A 22,074-nucleotide genomic window follows, 5' to 3' on the forward strand; every position below is an offset into this window, starting at 1 on the left:
AAATTTGCAAGATTTAACCGCTTGTATTGAATTTACGCCAATAATTCGCTCAGTTTTGCCATCACCATTTCAGGGCTAAGATCAATTAAACTTTGGTGATAGCCCTCTGCGCCTTCGCCTTTGCGGATTTTGATTAGTCCACCTTCAATCAAACGGATAATCACCGCATTGTGAGCTAAAGGTGGCGTATATTGCGGGCTAGTTGGGCCGTAGAGAGCAACCAACGGTTTATCCAAGGCGGCAGCAATGTGCATTAAGCCTGAATCATTACTTACAACGGCTTGGCAGTCAGCAATTAAATCAACCGCTTGGTTGAGATCTGTTTGACCGGCAAGATTGATACAATAACGCTGTAAGTTTTCAGGTAGGGCTAAACGAATCTGCTCACCTACCTCTTCATCTTTTTTCGAGCCGAATAAACGCACCGAATAGCCTTGGTTAATCAATACTCTGGCAAGTTCAGCATAATGATAATGTGGCCAACGCTTCGCCGGTCCAAACTCTGCTCCGGGGCAGAAGCCAATAGCGGGACGCTCTTGTGCATAAGCAAACTGCTTTTCAAATTTCGCTTTGGTTTGAGCAATTTGCTGCAAATCCGTTTTAAGGTAAGGGTAAGCAATCGGCAACTGATCTGCATTCGGAATAGTGCCTTGTTCAAAAGCGAGTGCTACATAACGTTGCACCATCATCGGATAATCATTTTTATTGCTACGTAGATCATTTAACAAGAAATAGCGACTTTCCCCTTTCCAGCCGCGACGTTTAGCAATTTTGGCAAATAACGGAATAAAAGCTGACTTTAATGAATTAGGCAATATAATTGCCATATCATATTGATTTCTAAGCTTTTTTCCAATTTGGTAACGTTCACATAAACGAAAAGCCCCATGCCCAATTGGCATAGAAATAGCTTTACGAACTTCCGGCATACGGCTTAATAGCGGGCGACACCAATCCGGTGCCATAACATCTATCTGACAACCCGGGTATTGAACTTTCAACTGTTGATACAGTGAATGGGACATCATCATATCCCCGACCCAAGAAGGCCCTATCACTAAAATATTCATTTGCAAAATTCTCTGAAAATCTTACCGCTTGCTATTGTTTAACACAATTTGCTGCTAATGTTTTTTTGGTATTGTTATACAAAAAAGCTTTGCCATCACGTGTTTCATGCCATGTCCAGCGGATATTAGTATATTTTTTACCGTTTTTGGTGACTGCTGCAGAAAGTTGGTGCGATATGCCTTGAAAACTGACCGTTACCATTTCTTTTTTTGTGAAATTGCTCGTTTTGTTCTGGCGTTCAACTTCTACTTTTTTATCATTTTTACAACGATAGATCACAACTTCAGAGGCCTGCCCGATCTGGGTAGTCACTGTTTGCATCGGCTCTTTAACTCTCTGCGCCTGATGAATCTGCTCCACAGGTGTTACCGCAGGAGTACAAGCACCAGTTAATATTGCCACTGCCACTAACCCAATAAGTTTATGTTGTTTTAGAAATAAATTCATCTGTACTCCTTTTTCAAAAAAAAGAGCAACGTTTGTAGCGTTGCTCTCTATTTATTTTATTTAAAAGTATAGCTACCATTTGATTGACGTGTAAATTTACCTCCAGAGCCGATGCTCATTTCAACTACACGGTTATTTTTATCTAAACGCACAGTTACACGTTCACCTACTTTTAAATTACTTACGACATTGTTCACTTTACTCATAGCATTCACGTCTGAGATATTTAAATTATTATCACGGAACACCTGCATTAATGATACCCCTTTTGGCACAGTCATCGTTTTAGTTGCCATAGATGAAACTGTAGCTTTCTCAACTTCTGCTTTTAATGGCGCTTTTTCAGTTGCAGACTTAGGAGCTACTTTAGCAACCTCTTTCTGTAGTTGAGTCGTTACACGTTCAGCTTTAGGCTGAGTTTTAGGCTGTGATTTTGTTTCAGGCTGATAAACTACACTCCCCTGCGTTTGAGGTTTAACAACAGGCTGAGTTACAACAGGTTTATTTTCAACTGGTTTTGCCGCAACAGGTGGCTCAGTAACAGATTGAGTCTGAGTATTAACTGTTTGCTCACTTTGTGCCGGAGTTGAAGATTGAGGCTCATTCACATTTTGCTGGGTTTGTAGCGCAGCTTGTTCTTGTTCCTGCAACTGTTTCGCTGCGGCCTCTTGTTCAGCTCGAGCCTGTTCTTCCGCACGTTTTGCTTCTGCTTCATCCACGGGGCGGAACTCAATCGGTAAGCTACTACCTTGCTGAGATTGCAGTTCTTCTACTGTTTCAGGTGTACTTGGTTTTAATAAAAAGAAAAGAACCAATAATGCCAATGCTAATAACGCTACCAATAATAAACGACGTGTTTTTGCAGGCATTTTCGCTTTAAGCATACTGTCTGTTTTCACCGTTGCAGCCGTTGCTGCTGCAGCCACTGATGCTCCTGCTGCTGTCGCTGTAACATTTGGAATAACACGTTCAGTAGTAAAGCCCTCGTTAATAGGTTTCACCACAATTTCTTCCTCTACTTTTTCATTTAATTCAATACGAGCTTCACTTGATGTTAAGACCGTTTCTTCTACTTCTGAAGTTACTTGCTCAACTTCCTCTGAAGTTGGCGTAAATTGAAACTCTTTTGCCGATTTTGCCATTTGTTCAGCTTGCGGCTGTTCAACAGGCTCCGGGCGTTTCATAATCGGCGTGAAGGTATGGCCGGGCGTTTGAGTTGAATGTAAAGAAACATAAGGTTTGTTACGTTCAGTTGTTGGATTAGATTCTGCTACTGCATTCTCTTCAGTAGGCGTTAAAGGTTCACCGAAAACAGGCTCTTTACGAAAGTTATTTTGTGTCATGTTAATTCCAAATAGAGTTAATTAATTCAAGCTAAATAAAAATGTTACTATTTTAAAGCATTTAAAACAATTCATCACTTTATTTAAAATAAATTTACGTAAATAGCGGTCATTTTTTCTTAATTTTTTGCAAATTCTCTCAATCTCACCTTATTTCAGACCAAATGCAAGAGGATAAGTTTATGCTTTTTCTATTTTTTCGATCCATATCGAAAAATTTATTTTCTCACGTTGCAGTAAATCTTATTCACTTTTAATCTCTGACTTGAAATTCACTCAACAACAAGGACATAACTATGAAAAAAATAAAAGCATTTACCTTAAGCTTATTAATCGGTTTATCCAGCCATACTTTCGCCCAAACCCAACCTATCACTAATACGGAACAAACATCGTCTACTCAAGCGGTGGAACAAGTTACAAACCAAAGTAAAATCAACCCTAATGCGGTTAACATTAACCTAGCAAGTGCAGCCGAACTACAGGATAAATTAGTTGGTATAGGTGAGAAAAAAGCACAGGCGATTGTAGATTACCGTACTAAAAACGGTAATTTTAAAAGTATAGAACAACTCACTGAAGTTTCAGGAATTGGGCAAGCAACTTTAGAAAAAAATCGCGCTAATATCGTTTTAGAATAATAGAAAATACGTTGAAGTGGGTAATCTACAAAGTCCTCTTTTCTGTTTTTTTCTTTGTAGCCACTTCAACATTTCTAATTTTTTTATGTATTTTGTATTGTATTTGTTATACTTCGCCCTCATTTAAAAACACAACCAGGTTTTTAATTAAGAGAGGATAATCGTAATGCAATTAAAATCATACCCGACTCCAACTTATTTACAAAGAGTAAAAATCGCTCTGCACTATTTACTACCGCAACTTGCTATTACCCGTGCAGCAGGTTGGTTAGCTGAACAAAAATGGGGAGCAGTCACCCACTTTATCATTAAATTATTTGCTAAACAGTACAACGTAAATTTATCTGAAGCAGCAAAAACCGAAGCATCTGATTATTCTACTTTCAATGAATTTTTTATTCGTGAGCTAAAAGAAAATGCTCGCCCAATTAATGCAGATACTAATACGCTTTGCTTACCTGCAGACGGTAAAGTCAGTGAATCAGGTGATATTTCTAATAATCGCTTATTACAGGCTAAAGGGCATTTCTTTACCTTAGAAACTTTATTAGCCAATGATCTAGAAATGGCAGGAAAATTCCAAGACGGTACATTTATTACTACTTATTTATCACCAAGTGATTACCATCGTGTCCATATGCCGTGTGATGCCACATTACGCAAAATGATCTACGTGCCGGGCGAATTATTTTCGGTGAATCCGTTTTTAGCCGAACACGTACCAAATCTGTTTGCCCGTAATGAGCGAGTTATCTGCGAATTCGATACCGCATTCGGACCAATGGTACAAATTTTAGTGGGTGCAACCGTCACCGCAAGCATGAGTACCGTTTGGGCTGGCGTAATTAACCCTCCTCGTGCCGATGAAGTCATTGTCTGGAACTACGAAAACGAAGGTGAGAAAGCAATTCATCTGAAAAAAGGTGATGAAATGGGCGCTTTCCGCTTAGGCTCAACTGTGATTAACCTATTCCCGAAAGGAAAAGTGGCCTTAAAACCTGAATTAACAGCAGGCGCTAAAACCCGAATGGGTGAGGCTTTAGGGCAACTCATCTAATTAAATCACCAAAATAAAACACAAATCTGCATCTAAATTTAGGTGCAGATTTCTTATAACAAAATCATCTACCTCATTCCAATAAACTAAAACCCACTATTTCACTAAGCCTTTTATTTATGTTATCGTGCTAAGGTATTCATTCCATTTTTTAAAAGGATAGATGATGAAATTACAACAAATTATCCGAGAAAATCATTTAGCACTCCTATTCCAACAAGGCTGTTTTGGTTTGGAAAAAGAGAGCCAACGTATTGATATTAAAGGCAATATTGTCACCACCCCACATCCAGCTATTTTTGGTAATCGCTCATATCATCCTTATATCCAAACTGATTTTGCCGAAAGTCAATTAGAGTTAATCACACCACCCAATGCAAAATTGGAAGATACTTTTCGCTGGCTTTCTGCCATTCACGAAGTGGTTTTACGCTCTTTGCCTGAAGATGAATATATCTTCCCATTGAGCATGCCTGCCGGCTTACCACCGGAAGAGCTGATTCAAGAAGCACAGCTCGATAATCCGGAAGATGTCAAATATCGAGAACATCTATCTGCCAATTACGGTAAGTATAAACAAATGGTCAGCGGCATACATTATAATTTCCAACTTTCCGTTGAGTTTGTGGAAAAAGCCTTTGCTTTGCAAACGGAATATCAAGATTTAAAAACCTTCCAAAACGCACTTTATATGAAGCTTACCAATAACTTCTTGCGTTATCAGTGGATCTTGCTTTACTTACTTGCCGCTACACCAACAGTGGAATCGCAATATTTTTACGGAAAATCACCGCTTGCAGAGGGGCAATTAGTCCGTAGTTTGCGTTCCAGCCCTTATGGCTATGTCAATTCGCCGAATGTAGTAGTCAATCACGATAGCTTGGAAAGCTACGTTGAAAGCCTTGAAGCTCAAGTGGAAAAAGGTTTGTTAATTGCAGAGAAAGAATTCTATTCCAACGTGCGCTTACGTGGTGGCAAAAAAGCACGTGATTTATTAGAAAGTGGTGTGAAATACGCTGAATTTCGCTTATTTGATTTAAATCCATTTGCGCCTTACGGCATAACGCTAGATGATGCAAAATTTATCCACTATTTCTTACTTGGCATGCTTTGGCTGGAAGAAACAAGCGGTCAAAAAGAGGTAGAAATCGGCAAACAGACACTTTACCAAGTGGCGTTGGAAGATCCTCGTACTGAAACTGCTTTCCGAGCCGAAGGGGAAACCATCTTAACGCAAATCTTGGTAATGCTGAACGAATTAAATGCCTCAGAGGAAATAAAGGCTCTCGTGCGTGAAAAATTATCCCAATTTGCCGATCCTCGCAAAACACTTAATGGACGTTTAATTAAGGCTATAGAGCAATTTGGCAGCTATAAATCTTTAGGTGCAAAATTAGCCCAAGATTATAAAGCTCAAGCCTTCGATCGTTTTTATGCTTTATCTGCATTTGACAATATGGAACTTTCTACCCAAGCGCTATTCTTTGATTTGATTCAACAAGGTATTAATGTCGAATTATTAGACGAAAACGACCAATTCCTTGCCCTCCAATTTGGCAATCATTTGGAATATGTGAAAAACGGCAATATGACCAGCCACGATCAATATATTTCGCCGTTGATTATGGAAAACAAAGTCGTGACCAAAAAAGTATTGGCAAAAGCCGGATTTAATGTGCCGAAAAGTGTGGAATTTACCACAATTGAACAGGCTGTTGCTCACTATCCGCTTTTTGAGGGAAAAGCAGTGGTGATTAAGCCCAAATCCACTAACTACGGTTTGGGCATTACTATTTTCCAACAAGCGGTTAAAAATCGAGAAGATTTTGCAAAAGCTATTGAAATTGCCTTCCGTGAAGATAAAGAAGTGATGGTAGAAGATTATTTGATCGGTACTGAGTATCGCTTTTTTGTCTTAGGTGATGAAACCTTAGCAGTCCTGCTGCGAGTGCCGGCAAACGTCATTGGTGACGGTATTCACAGCGTGAAGGAATTAGTAGAAATGAAAAATACTGATCCTCTACGTGGCGATGGTTCTCGCACCCCGCTTAAGAAAATTGCCTTAGGTGAAATTGAGCAACTACAGCTCAAAGAACAAGGCTTAACCGTCGATTCTATACCGGAAAAAGATCAGGTAGCACAACTAAGGGCTAACTCTAATATCAGTACCGGTGGAGATTCCATTGATATGACTGACCAAATGCATGAGAGCTATAAACAACTTGCTGTCGGCATTGCTCATGCAATGGGAGCTAAAGTTTGCGGGGTGGATTTAATCATTCAAGATCTCACTCAGCCTGCACAGCCTAATCTTGATTCTTGGGGCGTTATCGAAGCAAATTTCAATCCAATGATGATGATGCATATTTTCCCTTATCAAGGAAAATCTCGGCGCTTAACAAAAGCTATCATTAAGATGCTGTTTCCGGAAATTAGATCTTAGTTTTCTCTCATTTCAAATTAGGGGTAATTGCTTATGCAATTACCCTCAATCTTACCTAAGTATAACAGGACTCCAAATAGAGATTCCGCCCTCTCAAATCACCCTATATAAAATAGTCGTTTGTTACAAATATGTTATAAACAAAATACATTTTGACCATTTTACAGGCAAAGCATTTTAACATCTGTGATATAGATCACACTTTCATAATTAATTTATTGTTTAAAATAATTATCATATTAAAATCACGCCCGTTAAATAAACTTAAATCCCTCTAAAGGAGTAATACATGAGCATTGCTATTATTGTAGCGACCCATGGTGTTGCTGCAGAACAACTTCTCAAAACCACTGAGATGTTAATCGGGGAACAAGAAAATGTAGCCTACATTGATTTTGTTCCCGGAGAAAATGCAGAAACTATAATGGGTAAATATCAAGCCCTTCTTGAAGGTCCATTATCAAACTGCGATCAAGTGCTGTTTTTAGTGGATATGTGGGGCGGTAGTCCATTTAATGCCGCAAACCGTTTCCAAGATGGAAAAACCGGTATGGATGTTGTTGCAGGTGTTAACATTCCAATGTTAGTCAACACTTGTATGGCCCGCGATGACGTTGAATCTCTAGAAGAATTAGTTGAGGTGGCATTAGAAGCCGGCTCAACAGGCATTCGCTCTCTTAATCACCAACCTGAAGTAGCCACTCCTTCTGAGCCTACAGTAGCCCAAGAAGCAACGGTAGCACCGCAACCTGAAATTATTGATGATGGTCGCCGTATGACAATTGCTCTTGCTCGTATTGATGATCGCCTTATCCATGGCCAAGTTGCGACAGTTTGGACGAAAGAAAGCAAAGTTAGCCGTATTATTGTCGTTAATGATGGAGTAGCAAAAGATAGTGTCCGTACTACCATGCTAAAAAGCGTTGCACCACTTGGTGTTACTGCCCACGTAGTTGATGTCGCTAAAATGATTCGAGTGTACAACAACCCTGAATATGCCAACGATCGTGTCATGCTTTTATTTACAAATCCAACTGATGTATTAGCTCTCATAGAGGGTGGAATTCCACTTAGTAGCATCAATGTTGGCGGCATCTCCCATAAAGAAGGGAAAAAAATGGTCAGCCACGCTGTCGCAGTGGATCAACAAGATATTAATGCATTTAAAGCAATTGATGCTAAAGGTGTTGAATTAGAGGTACGTAAAGTATCAAGCGATAGCCGTCAATATATGATGGATTTATTGAAAAAACATAACTTAATTTAAAGGAAATCAATATGGAACTCTCAGCATTACAAATTGTGCTTTTATTCCTCGTTGCCTGTATCTCCGGTATGGGTTCAATTCTTGATGAGTGGCAAACTCACCGCCCACTTATTGCTTGTACAATGATTGGGTTAGTATTAGGTGATGTGACAACCGGTGTTATTGTCGGCGGCTCATTAGAACTATTGGCACTAGGCTGGATGAATATCGGGGCTGCTGTTGCACCAGACGCGGCATTAGCTTCAATTGTATCGACTATTTTAGTGATTGTTGGCCGCCAAGATATCTCAACCGGTATTGCGATTGCTATTCCCCTTGCCGCAGCAGGTCAAGTATTAACCTATGTAGTACGTGCAATTACCGTTGGTTTCCAACACGCCGCCGATAAATCTATCGAAGACGGTAACTTAAGCCGACTAGACTGGTTACATCGTGGAGCACTATTACTACAAGCAATGCGTATTGCAATCCCGGCTTTAATCGTAGCATTAACGGCAGGTACCGATGCAGTACAAACAATGTTAAATGCAATTCCGGAAGTCGTAACAACCGGTCTTAAAATTGCAGGTGGATTTATTGCAGTAGTAGGTTATGCAATGGTTATTAATATGATGCGTGCAGGACACTTAATGCCATTCTTCTTTGCAGGTTTTGTGATTGCAGGTTTTACCGATTTCAACCTTGTTGCTCTTGGTGTGCTAGGTACAGTAACAGCGATGATTTACATCCATATGCATCCAAAATACAACAAAAGTCAACAAGTTGTAGTAGCCGCGACCCAGAAAAATGATTTAGACAACCGCTTAGACTAAGAGGGCATTCAATATGACAACTGAAATCAAAAAAGTAACAAAAAGCGATTTGAATGCTGTTGTACGTCGTTCAAATTTATTCCAAGGTTCATGGAACTTCGAACGTATGCAGGCATTAGGCTTTGCTTACGCTATGGTGCCTGTAATTAAACGCTTATACCCTGATCCGAACGACCTGGGTCGTAAAGCTGCGATTAAACGTCATTCTGAATTTTTCAATACCCAGCCATTTGTAGGAGCACCAATTTTAGGTGTAACTATTGCAATGGAAGAAGAACGTGCCAACGGTAAAGAAATTGATGATGCTGCTATCAATGGTATTAAAGTAGGTTTAATGGGACCGCTTGCAGGGGTAGGTGATCCAATTTTCTGGGGAACAGTTCGCCCGGTATTTGCAGCCTTAGGTGCGGGTCTCGCATTAAACGGTAATATTTTAGGTCCGATTCTCTTCTTCGTATTATTCAACCTTGTTCGCTTGGCAAGCCGTTACTATGGTGTTGTTTACGGCTATAAAAAAGGCTTAGATGTTGTTCAAGATATGAGCGGTGGACTTCTTCAGAAATTAACCGAAGGGGCATCAATCTTAGGTCTGTTTATTATGGGGGCTTTAGTACAAAAATGGACAAGCATTAACGTACCTCTTGTACTTTCTACTATTCAGAAACAAGATGGCACAACGGAAATTACAACTGTGCAGAGCATCTTAGATAGCTTAATGCCGGGCTTGTTACCATTACTGTTAACCTTCGCTTGTATGTGGTTATTACGTAATCGTGTTAATGCAATTTGGATTATCTTAGGATTCTTTGTAATTGGAATTTTAGGTGCAGCGACAGGCGCACTCTCTTAATTGCAAATGAACGCTATGAAAAACGCTTGGGAAACCAAGCGTTTTTTTACATACATAAAAAATAACAAGCGGTCATTTTTCTTAAGCAATTTGCAAAAACTCAAAGAAAAATGACCGCTTGTTGCAGAATGATTAGTAAAAATTATGCCTTAGCTTGAGCTGCCGCTTTCACAATCACAGCAAATGCAGGCGCTTTTAACGAAGCACCACCTACTAATGCACCGTCGATATCCGGTTGAGTAAATAATTCGGCCGCATTCGCATCATTTACCGAACCACCGTATTGAATAATTACTTGATCCGCTACCGCTTGAGATTTCGCTGCAATATGACCACGAATAAATGCGTGAACTGCTTGCGCCTGCGCCGGAGTCGCTGATTTTCCGGTACCGATTGCCCAGATTGGCTCATACGCAATCACCGCACCGTTAAACGCTTCAACGCCTAACGCATTGATTACAGAATCAATTTGGCGAGCGCACACTTCTTCTGTTTTGCCGGCTTCGTTTTCTGCTTCAGATTCACCGATACATAACACTGGCACTAAACCCGCATCTTTTAATACTTTGAATTTTTGTGCAATAAACTCATCGCTTTCTTTGTGGTAAGTACGGCGTTCTGAGTGACCGATAATGATATATTTCGCCCCAAACTCTTTTAACATTTCCGGTGAAATATCGCCGGTGAACGCACCTTTTACATTCACATCAACGTTTTGTGAGCCTAAAGCGATCAAGCCTTTATCATTACAACCACAGCCACAACCTGCAAGTGCAGCCTCTGCATGAGCTAAATACATCACCGGTGGTGCAATTGCGACATCACAGCCTTCAACGCCATGTAATTCTGCTTTTAAATCAGCAATTAACGTTTTAGTGAATGCTTTATCACCATTTAATTTCCAGTTACCCATTACAAGTGGACGACGTGCCATTTTGTTTCTCCTATTAAGTTTAATTTAAAGATTAAAACCGCTACGAACTATACCAAATTTTAAACGTATTTTGTTGTTTTTTATTTTGCTTTTTCTGATCTAGATCGAAGCTTTAACGTATAATGTTCTATTATCTTTTGATTATGAGAAACTAAGGCTATGCAACTGAATTATTTATACTCTGCCCCACAGGTATTGGGACGTTTAAAAGCAGAATTCACAGACTTTATCGTACGTGAAGAATTAGGCTATGATTTAGCCGGTGAAGGTGAATTCGTTATAGTGAAAATCCGTAAAACCAATGCCAATACTCTTTTTGTAGGTGAAAAATTAGCAAAGTTCGTTGGAATTTCAGAAAGAGAGATGAGCTATGCCGGTCTTAAAGACCGCCATGCAGTGACAGAACAATGGTTTTGCTTACATTTAGCCGGCAAAGAAACACCGGATTTTTCTACTTTTAAATGCGAAGGTGTGGAAATTCTAGAGGTGACTCGCCATAACCGCAAAATCCGAGTGGGGTCACTGTTGGGCAATCATTTTGAGTTACTTTTGCGTGATGTGAAAGAAAATGAAGATTTAATCTTACGTTTACACCAATTACAAGCGGTCGGATTTCCCAATTATTTTACCGAACAACGTTTCGGGCGAGACGGACATAATTTAACTCAAGCTCTACGCTGGGCTAGGGGTGAAATTACAGTAAAAGATCGTAAAAAACGCAGTTTTTATCTCTCTGCAGCCCGTAGCGAGGTCTTTAACTTAGTGGTTTCACAACGTATTGCCGATGGTTTAATGAATAAAGTGCTGGAAAATGACTATGTTCAACTTGCCGGCTCGAACAGCTTTTTCTGTGTTAAAAAGGAAGAAGTTGAAGAAACTCAGCTTCGTTTAACGCAAAACGATGTGCTACTAAGTGCGCCACTGATTGGAGAAAAATCGCTGGAGGCAGTAGCGAATCCGACAGAAAGGCAAATTATCGAACAACATGCTACTCTCGTAGAATTGATGAAAAAAGAGCGAATGAATACTGCTCGCCGCGCAATGTTATGCAAACCGAAAAATTTAACATGGCAATTTGAACAAGAGGGCTTACGCCTAACATTCTTTTTAGAATCGGGTAGCTATGCCACAGGGCTGGTAAGAGAGTTAATTCAGCTAGCCGAAGAAAACGATCAATAGGCATAATTTGCAAAACTTTAACAAAATCTTACCGCTTTTTGCACTTTTAGACTAAAAAAATTGTCCAAAAATTGTTAGAATCACGATCTTTATATTTAGAATCTATTAAGATGTAAGATCTAAAGGAAAATATGCGAATTTTAATTAGTAATGATGACGGCTTTCATGCAGTCGGCATCCAAACCTTAGCTAAAACATTACGTGAAGCCGGACATATAGTGACAATCATTGCTCCGGATCGCAACCGTAGTGCAGCCTCAAGCTGTTTAACCTTGGTTGATCCTTTGCGTGTACACCGTTTTGATGAATACAATTATGCGGTTATCGCCGGTACTCCGGCAGACTGCGTCCATTTAGCCCTAAATGGCTTATTTAAGGGTAAAGAAACATTTGATTTAGTGGTTTCAGGCATTAATCACGGTGCAAATTTAGGCGACGACGTGGTCTATTCCGGCACAGTTGCAGCTGCATTAGAAGGTCGACACTTACCGCTACCAAGCATTGCCGTGTCGCTCGTTGGCCGCCAACACTCTTCATTTTTAGATGGAGAGAATCATTTCGAGACAGCAGCTTTGGTTGTATTAGATTTATTGGAAAAAATGAAAACGCAAGTTTTCCCATCTAACCATGTGCTAAACGTAAACGTTCCGAATTTGCCTTATTCAGAATTAAAAGGCACTATGATTACACGCTTAGGTGAGCGTTCACCAGCAGCAGAAATTGTGAAGCAAAAAGATCCTCGCAATGCTGATGTTTACTGGATTGGTGTAACCGGTGCGCCTTTAGATGAGAGCTACGGCACTGATTTTTATGCACTAAATCGCGATTGTGTATCAATTACGCCTGTCCAAGTGGATATGACCGCTCATAAAACGATTGCAACTTTAAAAGGCATTTTTAATGAAACTGTTTGAGAAAATTTATGACAAAACAATGGAATGGTCAAAACACCGTTTAGCGGCATTTTGGCTGAGTTTTGTCAGTTTTATTGAGGCGATTTTCTTCCCGATTCCGCCAGATGTGATGCTCATTCCCATGTCAATGGCAAAACCGCAAAATGCCTTTAAATATGCCGCTTATACAACGCTAGCCTCTGTACTTGGCGGTATTATCGGATATTTTATCGGTTTATATGCTTTTAATTGGGTAGAAGGGTTAATCGCAAGCTGGGGAATGCAGCCTAACTTCGATAAAGCGAAATCTTGGTTTGAAACCTGGGGAGTTGCTGTAGTATTTTTAGCCGGATTCTCACCAATCCCCTATAAAGTCTTTACTGTGTGTGCAGGTGTGATGCAAATGGCATTTTTCCCGTTTGTGATTACCTCTGCAATTTCTCGTTTTGCAAGATTTATATTAGTCGCCAAGCTTTCTGCTTGGGGCGGCAAAAAATATGAGGTGAGAATTCGCCGTTCAATTGAATTAATTGGCTGGGGCACAATCGCATTAGCCGTTGTTGCCTATATAATTTATATATTAACGAAATAAATTTTAAGGATAAAAAATGAAAAAATCACTTTTTGTTTTATCACTTGTTTCATTTGCATTAGTTGGTTGTTCAAATAATTCAGGTGAATCAACTACCTCAAGCGTAGAAACAACAGATGCAAATGCAACTTGGCAATCGGCTGATTCCATTCAAACTGCACCGATGCCAGCATCAATGAGCCAACCTGTTGTGACTCAACCAAGTTATTCACAACCGACCTACCAAGCTCCGCAGCCAATCTCTGCTGTGCCTGCCCCGGCTCCTATGCCTGCAGCAGACAATAGTTACGGCGGTTCACAGGTGGAAACTGTCGGCAATTGCCAAGTTGTAAGAGATGGCAACAATGCACCAATCTATTCGCAAATTACTAAAGGCTGCTATACCGATAACTCTTATACTGTAGGGAAAAGTGACACGCTTTATTTAATCGGCTATCTCACCGGGACTAACGCAAGCCATATCGCTAATTTAAACGGACTAAATGCCGGTTCCAGCTTAAAAGTTGGTCAAGTATTACGTGTACGTTAATCAAAAACAAGGGTATTTAATGAAAGCATCTTTGATTGCAGTTGCAATTTCTTGCGCGTTTTTAACCGCTTGCACAACCGCACTTAAACCTAAAACAGTACCACATGATCCGAATGAATTACCGTCAGGTACGATGGAGCCTGTTGCCGGTTCAGGAGCAAGTGCAGGCAGTTATAGCTGGCCAACTGATATTCAATCAACCCCTATGCCGGCAACAATGAAATAATTTTAGGATAACTATTTAATGAAAAAGCAATTTATTCTTTTACCTCTGGTTTCTACTATCTTAGCCGCTTGCTCTTCGAATAATCCGGCACCGGTAGTCAACGCGTCAGGTAATACGGAACTTAGCCCTGGTGTTATGCAGCCTGTTGATACAACCACGTCAATTAACTCAACAGGTGGCTGGCAGTCTGATATTCAAAGCACACCAATGCCTAGCTCAATGAATACGACACCGGTACAGCCTATTTCTCAGCCTGTTTCTGCTCCAGCTCCACAATCGGTAGCAATAAACCCTGTGATTGCAGAGCAACCTACACAGCCGACTACCACAACCAAGATTGTGAAAAAAACGAAAAAAGTGGAAAAAAAAGTCGACCAGAACTTTGAGATCCCACGTGATGCCAACAATGCACCAATGTATAACCAAATTCAAAAAGGGTTCTACGATGGCTCAACTTATACTGTTCGCAAAGGTGATACCATGTTCCTAATCGCCTATATCGTGGGTAAAGATGTAAAAGAAATTGCTGCTCTAAACAATATGAGCGAGCCATATCAATTAACTGTTGGACAAAAAATCAAAACCGGCAAATCAGCCACTGAAACTATTACTGTAGAAGAAAAGGTAACAGTTCCTGTTGAACCTCAGATTACTTATCAACAAGGTGCAAACGGCACAACTTACGCTTCTGACGGTAATATTACCGGACCTGTAAAAGCAAGTACGGGAAATTCTGACGTCGCACAGAATAATAGTATTAAAGCAACCACAGAGACAGTAACACCGACCGTCACTGCAAGTGTTGGCACAATTGATCAAGCTGAATCCAGATCTGCTTCAACAATCCGAGCAACAGCAGGAGACAGTAACGTGCAAAATACTAATACGGCTGCTGCGCCAGCTTCCTCAATTAAATGGCAGTGGCCAACAAATGGACGAGTTATCTCCGGTTTCTCATCAGCAGAAGGTGGTAATAAAGGCCTAGATATTGCAGGCGCAAAAGGGCAAGATGTCCGTGCCGCCGCTTCAGGTAAAGTGGTATATGCAGGTAATGCTTTACAAGGTTATGGTAACTTAATCATTATTAAGCATAACGATGACTTCTTAAGTGCCTACGCCCATAACAATACCATTGAAGTTGATGAACAAGACACGATTAAAGCCGGTCAAAAAATTGCAACCTTAGGTAGCACCGGCACCAATACCAACAAGCTTCACTTTGAAATTCGTTACAAAGGTAAGTCTGTAGATCCTACTCGCTATTTACCAAGAAAATAATGGTAAATTTTTAGCCTAATTTAACCGCTTGTATTCATCTGAGAAGATGACAAGCGGTTAATTTTTATAAGAGTTTTGCAAATGAAATCTCTACTCTCAACGATTGCACTTGCCGCTATCCTTACCGCTTGCTCAGATGACTCAATCGGAGGTCAAAAAGATGCCCACGGTTGTTTAACCGAATCTGGACAGCAATACTCTTTTTTAAAGCAAGCTTGTGTGCAACCTTCTAATGTGGCAGATATCAAGTTAGACGCCCCACAAAACAACACATCAGCTATTTATGTGATCTTATCTGAAGATAAATTGCAAGCCGAAATCTTTGCTTCCGATTTACCTGAAAATACGATTTTAGATGTGGTAAAAGGTGGCTATCTTTCAAAAGATAGTAAAATCCGCCTGATGAAAACAACCGACTATTGGAAACTTCAAAAATATGACTAAAGATAACCTCATTCGCTGCCATTGGTGTGGTGAAAGCGATATTTATATAAACTATCACGACCAAGAGTGGGGGAAGCCACAATTTGATAGCCAAAAATTATTTGAACAAATCTGTTTGGAAGGACAACAAGCCGGACTTTCTTGGATTACCGTTCTAAAAAAACGAGAAACCTACCGCCAAGCGTTTCATCAATTTGCACCTACCAAAATTGCCCAAATGACTGAACAAGATATTGATTTGCTCATGGGAAATGCAGGGCTAATCCGCCACAGAGCCAAGCTTGAAGCGATTGTGAAAAATGCTAAGGCTTATCTTTTAATGCAGGAGAAAGGTGAGGATTTTAGCGATTTTATTTGGGCTTTCGTAAATCACCAACCACAAATTAATGATGTGCCAACAATTGATGCTATTGCAGCTAAAACCGAAACATCTATCAAAATGTCGAAAGCATTAAAAAAACGAGGTTTCGTGTTTGTAGGCGAAACAACTTGTTATGCCTTTATGCAATCAATGGGGCTGATAGATGACTCATCTTAATGAGTGCTTTTGTAAAAGCAGATAAAAAATTAGGCGACCAATTGGTCGCCTAACATCTATTCAGATTATTGATTGTTTTGAACGTAATCAATTGCTGATTGAACAGTTGTAATTTTTTCAGCTTCTTCATCCGGAATTTCGATATCGAATTCTTCTTCTAAAGCCATTACTAATTCAACTGTATCTAAAGAGTCAGCACCTAAATCTTCAATGAATGAAGCTTCAGGTTTCACGTCTTCTGCTTTCGCGCCAAGTTGATCAACAATGATTTTTTTTACGCGTTCTTCAATGCTCATTTTGTTTTTCCTATAGTGAATATCGCATAAGTGCGAGAGTTAAATAGTGTAATCTAAATAATCTCAAATACAACCTTTTATAAAAAGGTCAAACCAGACTATTTAAATACACAAGAATAGAACTGTTATCTAGTTTGCCATTCTATCACTATGTTTTAGTTTAATCCATAGAGATAGATCAAATTTCATTATTCCTTAACTAACTTTAGCCAGCTCAGAACGCATTTGCTGGATAACCTCTTGATAGTTTGGTTGGTCAAAAATTGCTGAACCGGCAACAAACATATCCGCACCGGCTGCTGCAATTTCTGCAATATTATTAATCTTCACCCCACCATCAACTTCTAAGCGAATATTATAGCCACTTTCATCAATGCGACGACGGGCTTCTCTTAATTTATCTAATGTCGCAGGAATAAAAGATTGACCACCAAACCCCGGGTTCACTGACATAAGCAGAATGACATCTACCTTGTCCATAACATAGTCTAAATAATTCAGTGGTGTTGCCGGATTAAATACCAATCCCGACTTACAACCCGAATCGCGAATAAGCTGCAATGTTCTATCAATATGCTCTGTTGCTTCAGGGTGGAAAGTAATGTAATCAGCACCCGCTTTTGCAAAATCAGGGATCAAACGTTCAACCGGTTTTGCCATTAAATGTACGTCAATAGGGCATTTGACACCATAATCACGCAAGGCTTTACAAATTGCCGGACCAAATGTGAGATTAGGAACATAATGATTATCCATCACATCAAAATGGATTAAATCAGCCCCGGCATTTAAAACTTCTGCCACATCATCCCCCAATCTTGCCAAGTCTGCTGACAATATTGAAGGTGCAATTAAATAAGGATTTTTGCTCATTATCTGCCTCCATTATATTTTTTCGGTTAGATTACCATACTTTTAAAATTGAACAGAGTATCTATCCTTTAAAATTTCACTTTATTTTCAAACACCATAAAAAAATTATGGATTAAATAAAAAATTTCGTATATGATATTTACCATAATTTAATTATGGTTATAAAATTTCTTGGAGAAAATATGAAAAAAGGGATTCATCCTGAAAATTATCGTGAAGTATTGTTTTATGATGGCTCTGTGCAACAAGGCTGGATTATTCGTTCTTGTGCTGCAACAACTAAAACAATGGTATGGGAAGACGGCAAAGAATATCCGCTTTATACGCTAGATACCTCATCAGCATCTCACCCTGTGTATACAGGTAAACGCCGTGAAGCAAATACTGAAGGTCGTGCAAGTCAGTTTAAAGATAGATTTAAAGGTTTTGCATCGACACTAACAAATAAAAAATAAGGGAACAAAATGAAGATCTTAAATTCACTCAAATCAGCAAAATCACGTCACCCTGATTGCCAAATTGTAAGACGTAAAGGTAAGCTGTATGTGATTTGCAAAACTAACCCAAGATTTAAAGCACGTCAACGTTAATAAAAAATCCGCAAGTATCTTATGAAACTTGCGGATTTTTACTTTTATCACTTTTTACTTAAGCAGCAGCCCATAAACCACCGAAAATTTTAAAGAACACGCTGTTTAACATTAATAAACCAAATCCGAGTACCATTACCGAAAAATCCAGCATTCCCGTTCTCGGTAATAATTTACGAATAAAGACTAAAACCGGCTCGGTAATTTGTGCAACTGTATAGTCTAAAGGGTGATTACCTTGAGTTACCCAACTCATTAAAGCACGAATTAAGGTGGTAAAAAACAGAATCTGTCCGAAAGTTTTCACCACACTTAATAAGCCTATTAATACAGCTCGCGGTAAATCAATACCAAATAAGATAAATTGCAGGGTGACCAATGCCGCGGCAATTAGTAATGCCGGAAAACAGATATTTTTGATAGTTGGAATCAGTTTGCCTACAGGATGAACCAGAGGCTCTGTGATTTTGAGTAATGTTTGAGAAAGCGGCAAACGCGGATCAACTCGACAAAATTGCAACCACGCTCTGAGCACCAAAACAAAACTTAGAAAGCCAACAATTAATGAAATAACAGGGGCTAAAAATTCCATCTATTTCTCTCTTTTTTATGCTTTAAAATAAAAAAAGCGGTCGTTTTTTTAAAAAATTTTGCAAATTTTCAGAAAAATATGACCGCTTGTTTATCCAAATAATTAAGCTTGAACAGGATAATCCCACCAAATATCAAATAATTCACTTACTTGAACATTTTGTAACCCATTGTTTTCTAACCAGTTTTTTACTAATTGACGATGAGATTCATCACATTTGCCTAATTTTTCTAAACAAACTAAACCTTCCCAATTTAAGTAACCGTTCGCTTCTAGTGCTAAGCCGTTTACTTTAATTACTTCATCAATAAAACGATCTACTACTAAATCAATTTGATCGATCCCCGTACCTTCAGCAAAGCTGAATTTCACTAAAAAACCTAACTCTTGGAATTCCGCTAAGTGCATTTTTTTACGCTGACGTGCGTTACGTTGGATAGCCATTGCTATTCTCCTCTTTTGAATGAATAAACTATAAATTATTTTTTGGTAAAATATAAATCCCAAACGCCATGTCCTAAACGATGCCCGCGCTCTTCAAACTTGGTCAAAGGGCGGAAATCCGGACGTGGAATAAAATCATTGCTTGCCGATGTATTCTCTAGCTCTGCCTCAAATTGACGAAGCACTTCAAGCATATGCTCGGCATAATTTTCCCAATCGGTCGCAAAATGAATAAAGCCATTTGGGCTTAATTTAGCCAGTACACGTGTAATAAACTCAGGCTGCACTATACGGCGTTTATGATGTTTTGCTTTTTGCCAAGGATCCGGAAAATACAACTGCAAGCCGCCAAGAGTACCTTCTGCAATACTATCTCGCAGAATTTCAGTCGCATCGTGGCAAATAACCCGTAGGTTTTTTACTCCCTTCTCTAACGCATAAGCAATACAAGCCCCCACACCCGGGGTGTGAACTTCAATACCGATGTAGTTACGATTCGGGTTTTGTTCCGCCATTTCCACCAGCGATCTACCCATACCGAAACCGATTTCCAAGACAACCGGATTGTTATTACCAAAAATTTGTGCAAAATCAAAGGGGGTTGATTGATAATCTAAGCCTAAATTTGCCCAGTTATTATTCATCATATCACGCTGATAATCGCTTAAACGACCTGTACGTAACACAAAGCTACGCACTTTTCGTAAATAACGACCATCTTCGGTAAATTCAGCTTGCTCTACGGTTTTACGTTTTTTATCTGCAAAAGTCTGTTTTTCTGACATCATCTCGCCTTAAAATTTCACCAACGCAGAACCCCAAGTCCAGCCACCACCGAATGCCTCAAGGAGTAATAACTGACCACGTTTAACACGTCCGTCACGTACAGCTTCATCTAAAGCAACAGGTACTGTCGCAGCACTGGTGTTAGCATACTTATCTAATGTAACTACTACTTGCTCCATTTCCATATCTAACTTTTTAGCTGTTGCAGAAATAATACGCAAATTTGCCTGATGAGGAATCAACCAATCCAAATCCGATTTTTCTAAATTATTTGCCTCAAGCGTTTCTTCCACTACACTTGAAAGCTGATTAACCGCTATCTTGAAAGTAGAATTGCCCTGCATTTCAATAAAGCCTGAACGATCTTCACCCCGTTTTTGGCTTTTTAAAGTGAGATTATTCTCTAAATCTGCTGAAGCATGTAAGTGGGTTGAAAGAATCCCCGGCTCATTACTTGCTTCTAAAATCACGGCTCCAGCACCATCACCAAATAAAACAACAGTACTACGATCGGTTTCATCCAACATTCTGGAATTAATATCTGAGCCGATAACCAAGGCTTTTTTCACTTTGCCGTTACGCACAAATTGATCGGCCACGCTTAAAGCATACACAAATCCCGTGCAAGCCGCTGCCACATCAAAAGCAATCGCATCTTCAATACCCAGCAAACCTTGAATTTGGCAAGCTGCACTAGGGTAAGCATGTGAATTGGTTGTAGTACCGACAATAATTAAATCAATTTCATTGACCTCAATTTGTGCCATCTCTAAAGCTTTTTGAGCGGCTGCAAAGCCCATTGTGGCAACGGTTTCATCTGCTCCGGCAATACGGCGTTCGCGAATGCCTGAACGGGTAACAATCCATTCATCAGAGGTATCTACCATTTTCTCCAACTCTGCATTAGTACGCACATAAGCCGGCAAATAACTCCCCGTTGCTAAAATTTTGCTATTCATATATTTTTATTATTCTCAATCGATTAAATGGTAATCCGTTATTATAGCTTGAAAATGCGGAAATATACAGACTTTACAAGCGGTCAGTTTTGGTAAATTTTTTGCAAAAAATGACCGCTTGCTATCAGCTCAATATTTATCTTACTGAAATTCTCACCCCCATTGTGCCATTTTGCTCCAGCAATCGGCTTAAACGGGCAGTCTCTACACATACCATATTGCGATAAGCGTATTCACTCATGCCATTGGTTTGCTTATGCCAAGGGTTCCATAATACCGTTTCTGTGGCATTGATATGCTCAACAACAATAGTACGATTATGCCCCATATCTTGAATTCTATTTATCGGTTCTGCTGCATAAATACAATCTACATTTTCACGGATAATGCGTGGCGAAGGCACACTTACCTCCTGATTTGTTAATTTATCAAAACAACGCGTTGGTAATCCGTTTACCTCTAATTGCTCAATATCCGCGATATTAAAATAGGTGTGTAATGCAGCCTGTGCAGGTTCTTTACCTAAATGAGTAAAATTCAGCTCGCAGATTTCACCTAAAATCATCTCAATTTTTGCCTCACCAGCCAAAGTAAAGACTAAACGAACACTGTCTGAGGCAACCGAATATTCCGTTAAACACCACTCTTGAATGCGTGATGTACCATGAGCCGGCACTTTCACTGTACCAAACCATGGATGGCAAATCGGCACACCACCACGAATCGCCACTTCTTTTTGAAAAGGTTCGATTTCGCTCAACCAAAGCACATCGTGTGCAGTATTATGCGGCTGCCAGCTAAGTAATTGTGCCCCTTGCAATGCAATTTTTGCTTTAACTTTCGGATGGTTTATATCTAACACACTTAACTGATTATATTGCATCAGATTAAGTTCTTTACTGATACTTTTGATCAAATTAATGCTCATATTTGCTCCTTATCACCAAAAATGTTACATAAAACGGCTCAAAATATTATAAAAATGTGAAT

The 22,074-nt window shown here is 39.6% G+C and carries 26 protein-coding genes and 1 pseudogene; 16 read left to right on the top strand and 11 right to left on the bottom strand.

Going from position 1 to position 22,074, the window contains the following annotated elements:
* Window positions 1–32: 32 nt before the first annotated feature.
* From waaF to A6B41_RS09185, 3 genes are read right to left on the bottom strand one after another with little or no spacing between them, the layout of a single operon-like run.
* Window positions 33–1,070 (bottom strand): lipopolysaccharide heptosyltransferase II, encoded by a 1,038-nt coding sequence (gene waaF / locus A6B41_RS09175; RefSeq protein ID WP_027073768.1) that lies wholly within the window; start codon window positions 1,068–1,070, stop codon window positions 33–35.
* Window positions 1,071–1,101: 31 nt separating this feature from the next.
* Complete coding sequence (locus A6B41_RS09180) at window positions 1,102–1,518, bottom strand: MliC family protein (RefSeq protein ID WP_027073767.1); 417 nt, start codon at window positions 1,516–1,518, stop codon at window positions 1,102–1,104.
* 56 nt (window positions 1,519–1,574) lie between these two features.
* Window positions 1,575–2,861 carry a LysM-like peptidoglycan-binding domain-containing protein gene (locus A6B41_RS09185; protein ID WP_027073766.1) on the bottom strand — a complete coding sequence of 429 codons (1,287 nt, stop codon included), beginning with the start codon at window positions 2,859–2,861 and terminating at the stop codon, window positions 1,575–1,577.
* 296 nt (window positions 2,862–3,157) lie between these two features.
* Between A6B41_RS09185 and A6B41_RS09190 the strand changes: the two genes are divergently transcribed.
* From A6B41_RS09190 to A6B41_RS09215, 6 genes are all read left to right on the top strand, one after another.
* Complete coding sequence (locus A6B41_RS09190) at window positions 3,158–3,502, top strand: ComEA family DNA-binding protein (RefSeq protein WP_027073765.1); 345 nt, start codon at window positions 3,158–3,160, stop codon at window positions 3,500–3,502.
* 166 nt (window positions 3,503–3,668) lie between these two features.
* On the top strand, window positions 3,669–4,559 hold the full coding sequence (gene asd, locus A6B41_RS09195; RefSeq protein WP_027073764.1) for an archaetidylserine decarboxylase: 891 nt from the start codon (window positions 3,669–3,671) through the stop codon (window positions 4,557–4,559).
* A gap of 166 nt (window positions 4,560–4,725) precedes the next feature.
* On the top strand, window positions 4,726–7,002 hold the full coding sequence (gene gshAB, locus A6B41_RS09200; protein WP_027073763.1) for a bifunctional glutamate--cysteine ligase GshA/glutathione synthetase GshB: 2,277 nt from the start codon (window positions 4,726–4,728) through the stop codon (window positions 7,000–7,002).
* A 289-nt stretch (window positions 7,003–7,291) separates the two neighbouring features.
* Window positions 7,292–8,269: a PTS mannose transporter subunit IIAB gene (gene manX, locus A6B41_RS09205; RefSeq protein WP_027073762.1), complete on the top strand. Its 978-nt coding sequence runs from the start codon at window positions 7,292–7,294 to the stop codon at window positions 8,267–8,269.
* Window positions 8,270–8,280: 11 nt separating this feature from the next.
* Window positions 8,281–9,081: a PTS mannose/fructose/sorbose transporter subunit IIC gene (locus tag A6B41_RS09210; RefSeq protein WP_027073761.1), complete on the top strand. Its 801-nt coding sequence runs from the start codon at window positions 8,281–8,283 to the stop codon at window positions 9,079–9,081.
* Window positions 9,082–9,094: 13 nt separating this feature from the next.
* Window positions 9,095–9,931, top strand: coding sequence for a PTS mannose transporter subunit IID (locus tag A6B41_RS09215; RefSeq protein WP_027073760.1), 837 nt, complete (start codon window positions 9,095–9,097; stop codon window positions 9,929–9,931).
* Between the two features lie 142 nt (window positions 9,932–10,073).
* Here the strand turns inward: A6B41_RS09215 and tpiA are convergent, their stop codons facing one another.
* A complete protein-coding gene (gene tpiA / locus A6B41_RS09220; protein ID WP_027073759.1) occupies window positions 10,074–10,865 on the bottom strand; it encodes a triose-phosphate isomerase in 792 nt (263 codons plus the stop codon).
* A 159-nt stretch (window positions 10,866–11,024) separates the two neighbouring features.
* Between tpiA and truD the strand changes: the two genes are divergently transcribed.
* The 8 genes and pseudogenes from truD (at window position 11,025) to A6B41_RS09260 (ending at window position 16,569) form a co-directional block, all read left to right on the top strand.
* Entirely contained in the window at window positions 11,025–12,044 is a 1,020-nt protein-coding gene (gene truD, locus A6B41_RS09225; RefSeq protein ID WP_027073758.1) for a tRNA pseudouridine(13) synthase TruD, read from the top strand.
* Window positions 12,045–12,175: 131 nt separating this feature from the next.
* Entirely contained in the window at window positions 12,176–12,958 is a 783-nt protein-coding gene (surE, locus tag A6B41_RS09230; protein WP_027073757.1) for a 5'/3'-nucleotidase SurE, read from the top strand.
* Window positions 12,945–13,529, top strand: coding sequence for a YqaA family protein (locus A6B41_RS09235; protein ID WP_027073756.1), 585 nt, complete (start codon window positions 12,945–12,947; stop codon window positions 13,527–13,529). The genes surE and A6B41_RS09235 overlap by 14 nt, the downstream gene beginning before the upstream one ends.
* Before the next feature lie 16 nt (window positions 13,530–13,545).
* Complete coding sequence (locus A6B41_RS09240; RefSeq protein ID WP_027073755.1) at window positions 13,546–14,058, top strand: LysM peptidoglycan-binding domain-containing protein; 513 nt, start codon at window positions 13,546–13,548, stop codon at window positions 14,056–14,058.
* Window positions 14,059–14,077: 19 nt separating this feature from the next.
* The gene (locus A6B41_RS09245; protein WP_027073754.1) at window positions 14,078–14,284 is read left to right on the top strand and encodes a hypothetical protein; all 207 of its coding nucleotides are present in this window, start codon (window positions 14,078–14,080) and stop codon (window positions 14,282–14,284) included.
* 18 nt (window positions 14,285–14,302) lie between these two features.
* Window positions 14,303–15,562, top strand: coding sequence for a peptidoglycan DD-metalloendopeptidase family protein (locus tag A6B41_RS09250; protein WP_027073753.1), 1,260 nt, complete (start codon window positions 14,303–14,305; stop codon window positions 15,560–15,562).
* Between the two features lie 81 nt (window positions 15,563–15,643).
* A complete protein-coding gene (locus A6B41_RS09255; protein ID WP_032847217.1) occupies window positions 15,644–16,006 on the top strand; it encodes a hypothetical protein in 363 nt (120 codons plus the stop codon).
* Window positions 15,999–16,569: pseudogene (locus A6B41_RS09260) on the top strand (DNA-3-methyladenine glycosylase I). The gene A6B41_RS09255 and the pseudogene A6B41_RS09260 overlap by 8 nt, the downstream one beginning before the upstream one ends.
* A gap of 40 nt (window positions 16,570–16,609) precedes the next feature.
* Here A6B41_RS09260 and acpP read toward each other — a convergent pair.
* The gene (gene acpP, locus A6B41_RS09265; RefSeq protein WP_006249478.1) at window positions 16,610–16,840 is read right to left on the bottom strand and encodes an acyl carrier protein; all 231 of its coding nucleotides are present in this window, start codon (window positions 16,838–16,840) and stop codon (window positions 16,610–16,612) included.
* 195 nt (window positions 16,841–17,035) lie between these two features.
* Window positions 17,036–17,713 carry a ribulose-phosphate 3-epimerase gene (rpe, locus tag A6B41_RS09270; RefSeq protein ID WP_027073751.1) on the bottom strand — a complete coding sequence of 226 codons (678 nt, stop codon included), beginning with the start codon at window positions 17,711–17,713 and terminating at the stop codon, window positions 17,036–17,038.
* 182 nt (window positions 17,714–17,895) lie between these two features.
* Here rpe and A6B41_RS09275 point away from each other — a divergent pair, with 182 nt between their 5' ends.
* Window positions 17,896–18,168: a type B 50S ribosomal protein L31 gene (locus tag A6B41_RS09275; protein WP_027073750.1), complete on the top strand. Its 273-nt coding sequence runs from the start codon at window positions 17,896–17,898 to the stop codon at window positions 18,166–18,168.
* 9 nt (window positions 18,169–18,177) lie between these two features.
* Entirely contained in the window at window positions 18,178–18,303 is a 126-nt protein-coding gene (ykgO, locus tag A6B41_RS09280; RefSeq protein ID WP_027073749.1) for a type B 50S ribosomal protein L36, read from the top strand.
* Between the two features lie 58 nt (window positions 18,304–18,361).
* On the opposite strand, the gene A6B41_RS09285 is transcribed toward ykgO, so the two are convergent.
* The 5 genes from A6B41_RS09285 to A6B41_RS09305 all read right to left on the bottom strand — a co-directional run bounded on the left by A6B41_RS09285 (window position 18,362) and on the right by A6B41_RS09305 (window position 22,012).
* On the bottom strand, window positions 18,362–18,895 hold the full coding sequence (locus tag A6B41_RS09285; protein ID WP_027073748.1) for a YggT family protein: 534 nt from the start codon (window positions 18,893–18,895) through the stop codon (window positions 18,362–18,364).
* Between the two features lie 102 nt (window positions 18,896–18,997).
* Complete coding sequence (locus A6B41_RS09290; RefSeq protein WP_027073747.1) at window positions 18,998–19,339, bottom strand: YggL family protein; 342 nt, start codon at window positions 19,337–19,339, stop codon at window positions 18,998–19,000.
* Window positions 19,340–19,374: 35 nt separating this feature from the next.
* Window positions 19,375–20,124, bottom strand: coding sequence for a tRNA (guanosine(46)-N7)-methyltransferase TrmB (trmB, locus tag A6B41_RS09295; protein WP_027073746.1), 750 nt, complete (start codon window positions 20,122–20,124; stop codon window positions 19,375–19,377).
* A gap of 9 nt (window positions 20,125–20,133) precedes the next feature.
* Window positions 20,134–21,084, bottom strand: coding sequence for a beta-ketoacyl-ACP synthase III (locus tag A6B41_RS09300; protein WP_027073745.1), 951 nt, complete (start codon window positions 21,082–21,084; stop codon window positions 20,134–20,136).
* 136 nt (window positions 21,085–21,220) lie between these two features.
* Window positions 21,221–22,012, bottom strand: a complete 792-nt coding sequence (locus tag A6B41_RS09305; protein ID WP_027073744.1) for a D-hexose-6-phosphate mutarotase — start codon at window positions 22,010–22,012, stop codon at window positions 21,221–21,223.
* Between the last annotated feature and the right edge of the window lie 62 nt (window positions 22,013–22,074).

Origin of the sequence: Mannheimia granulomatis (assembly GCF_013377255.1) — a bacterium.
Lineage (GTDB): Bacteria > Pseudomonadota > Gammaproteobacteria > Enterobacterales > Pasteurellaceae > Mannheimia > Mannheimia granulomatis.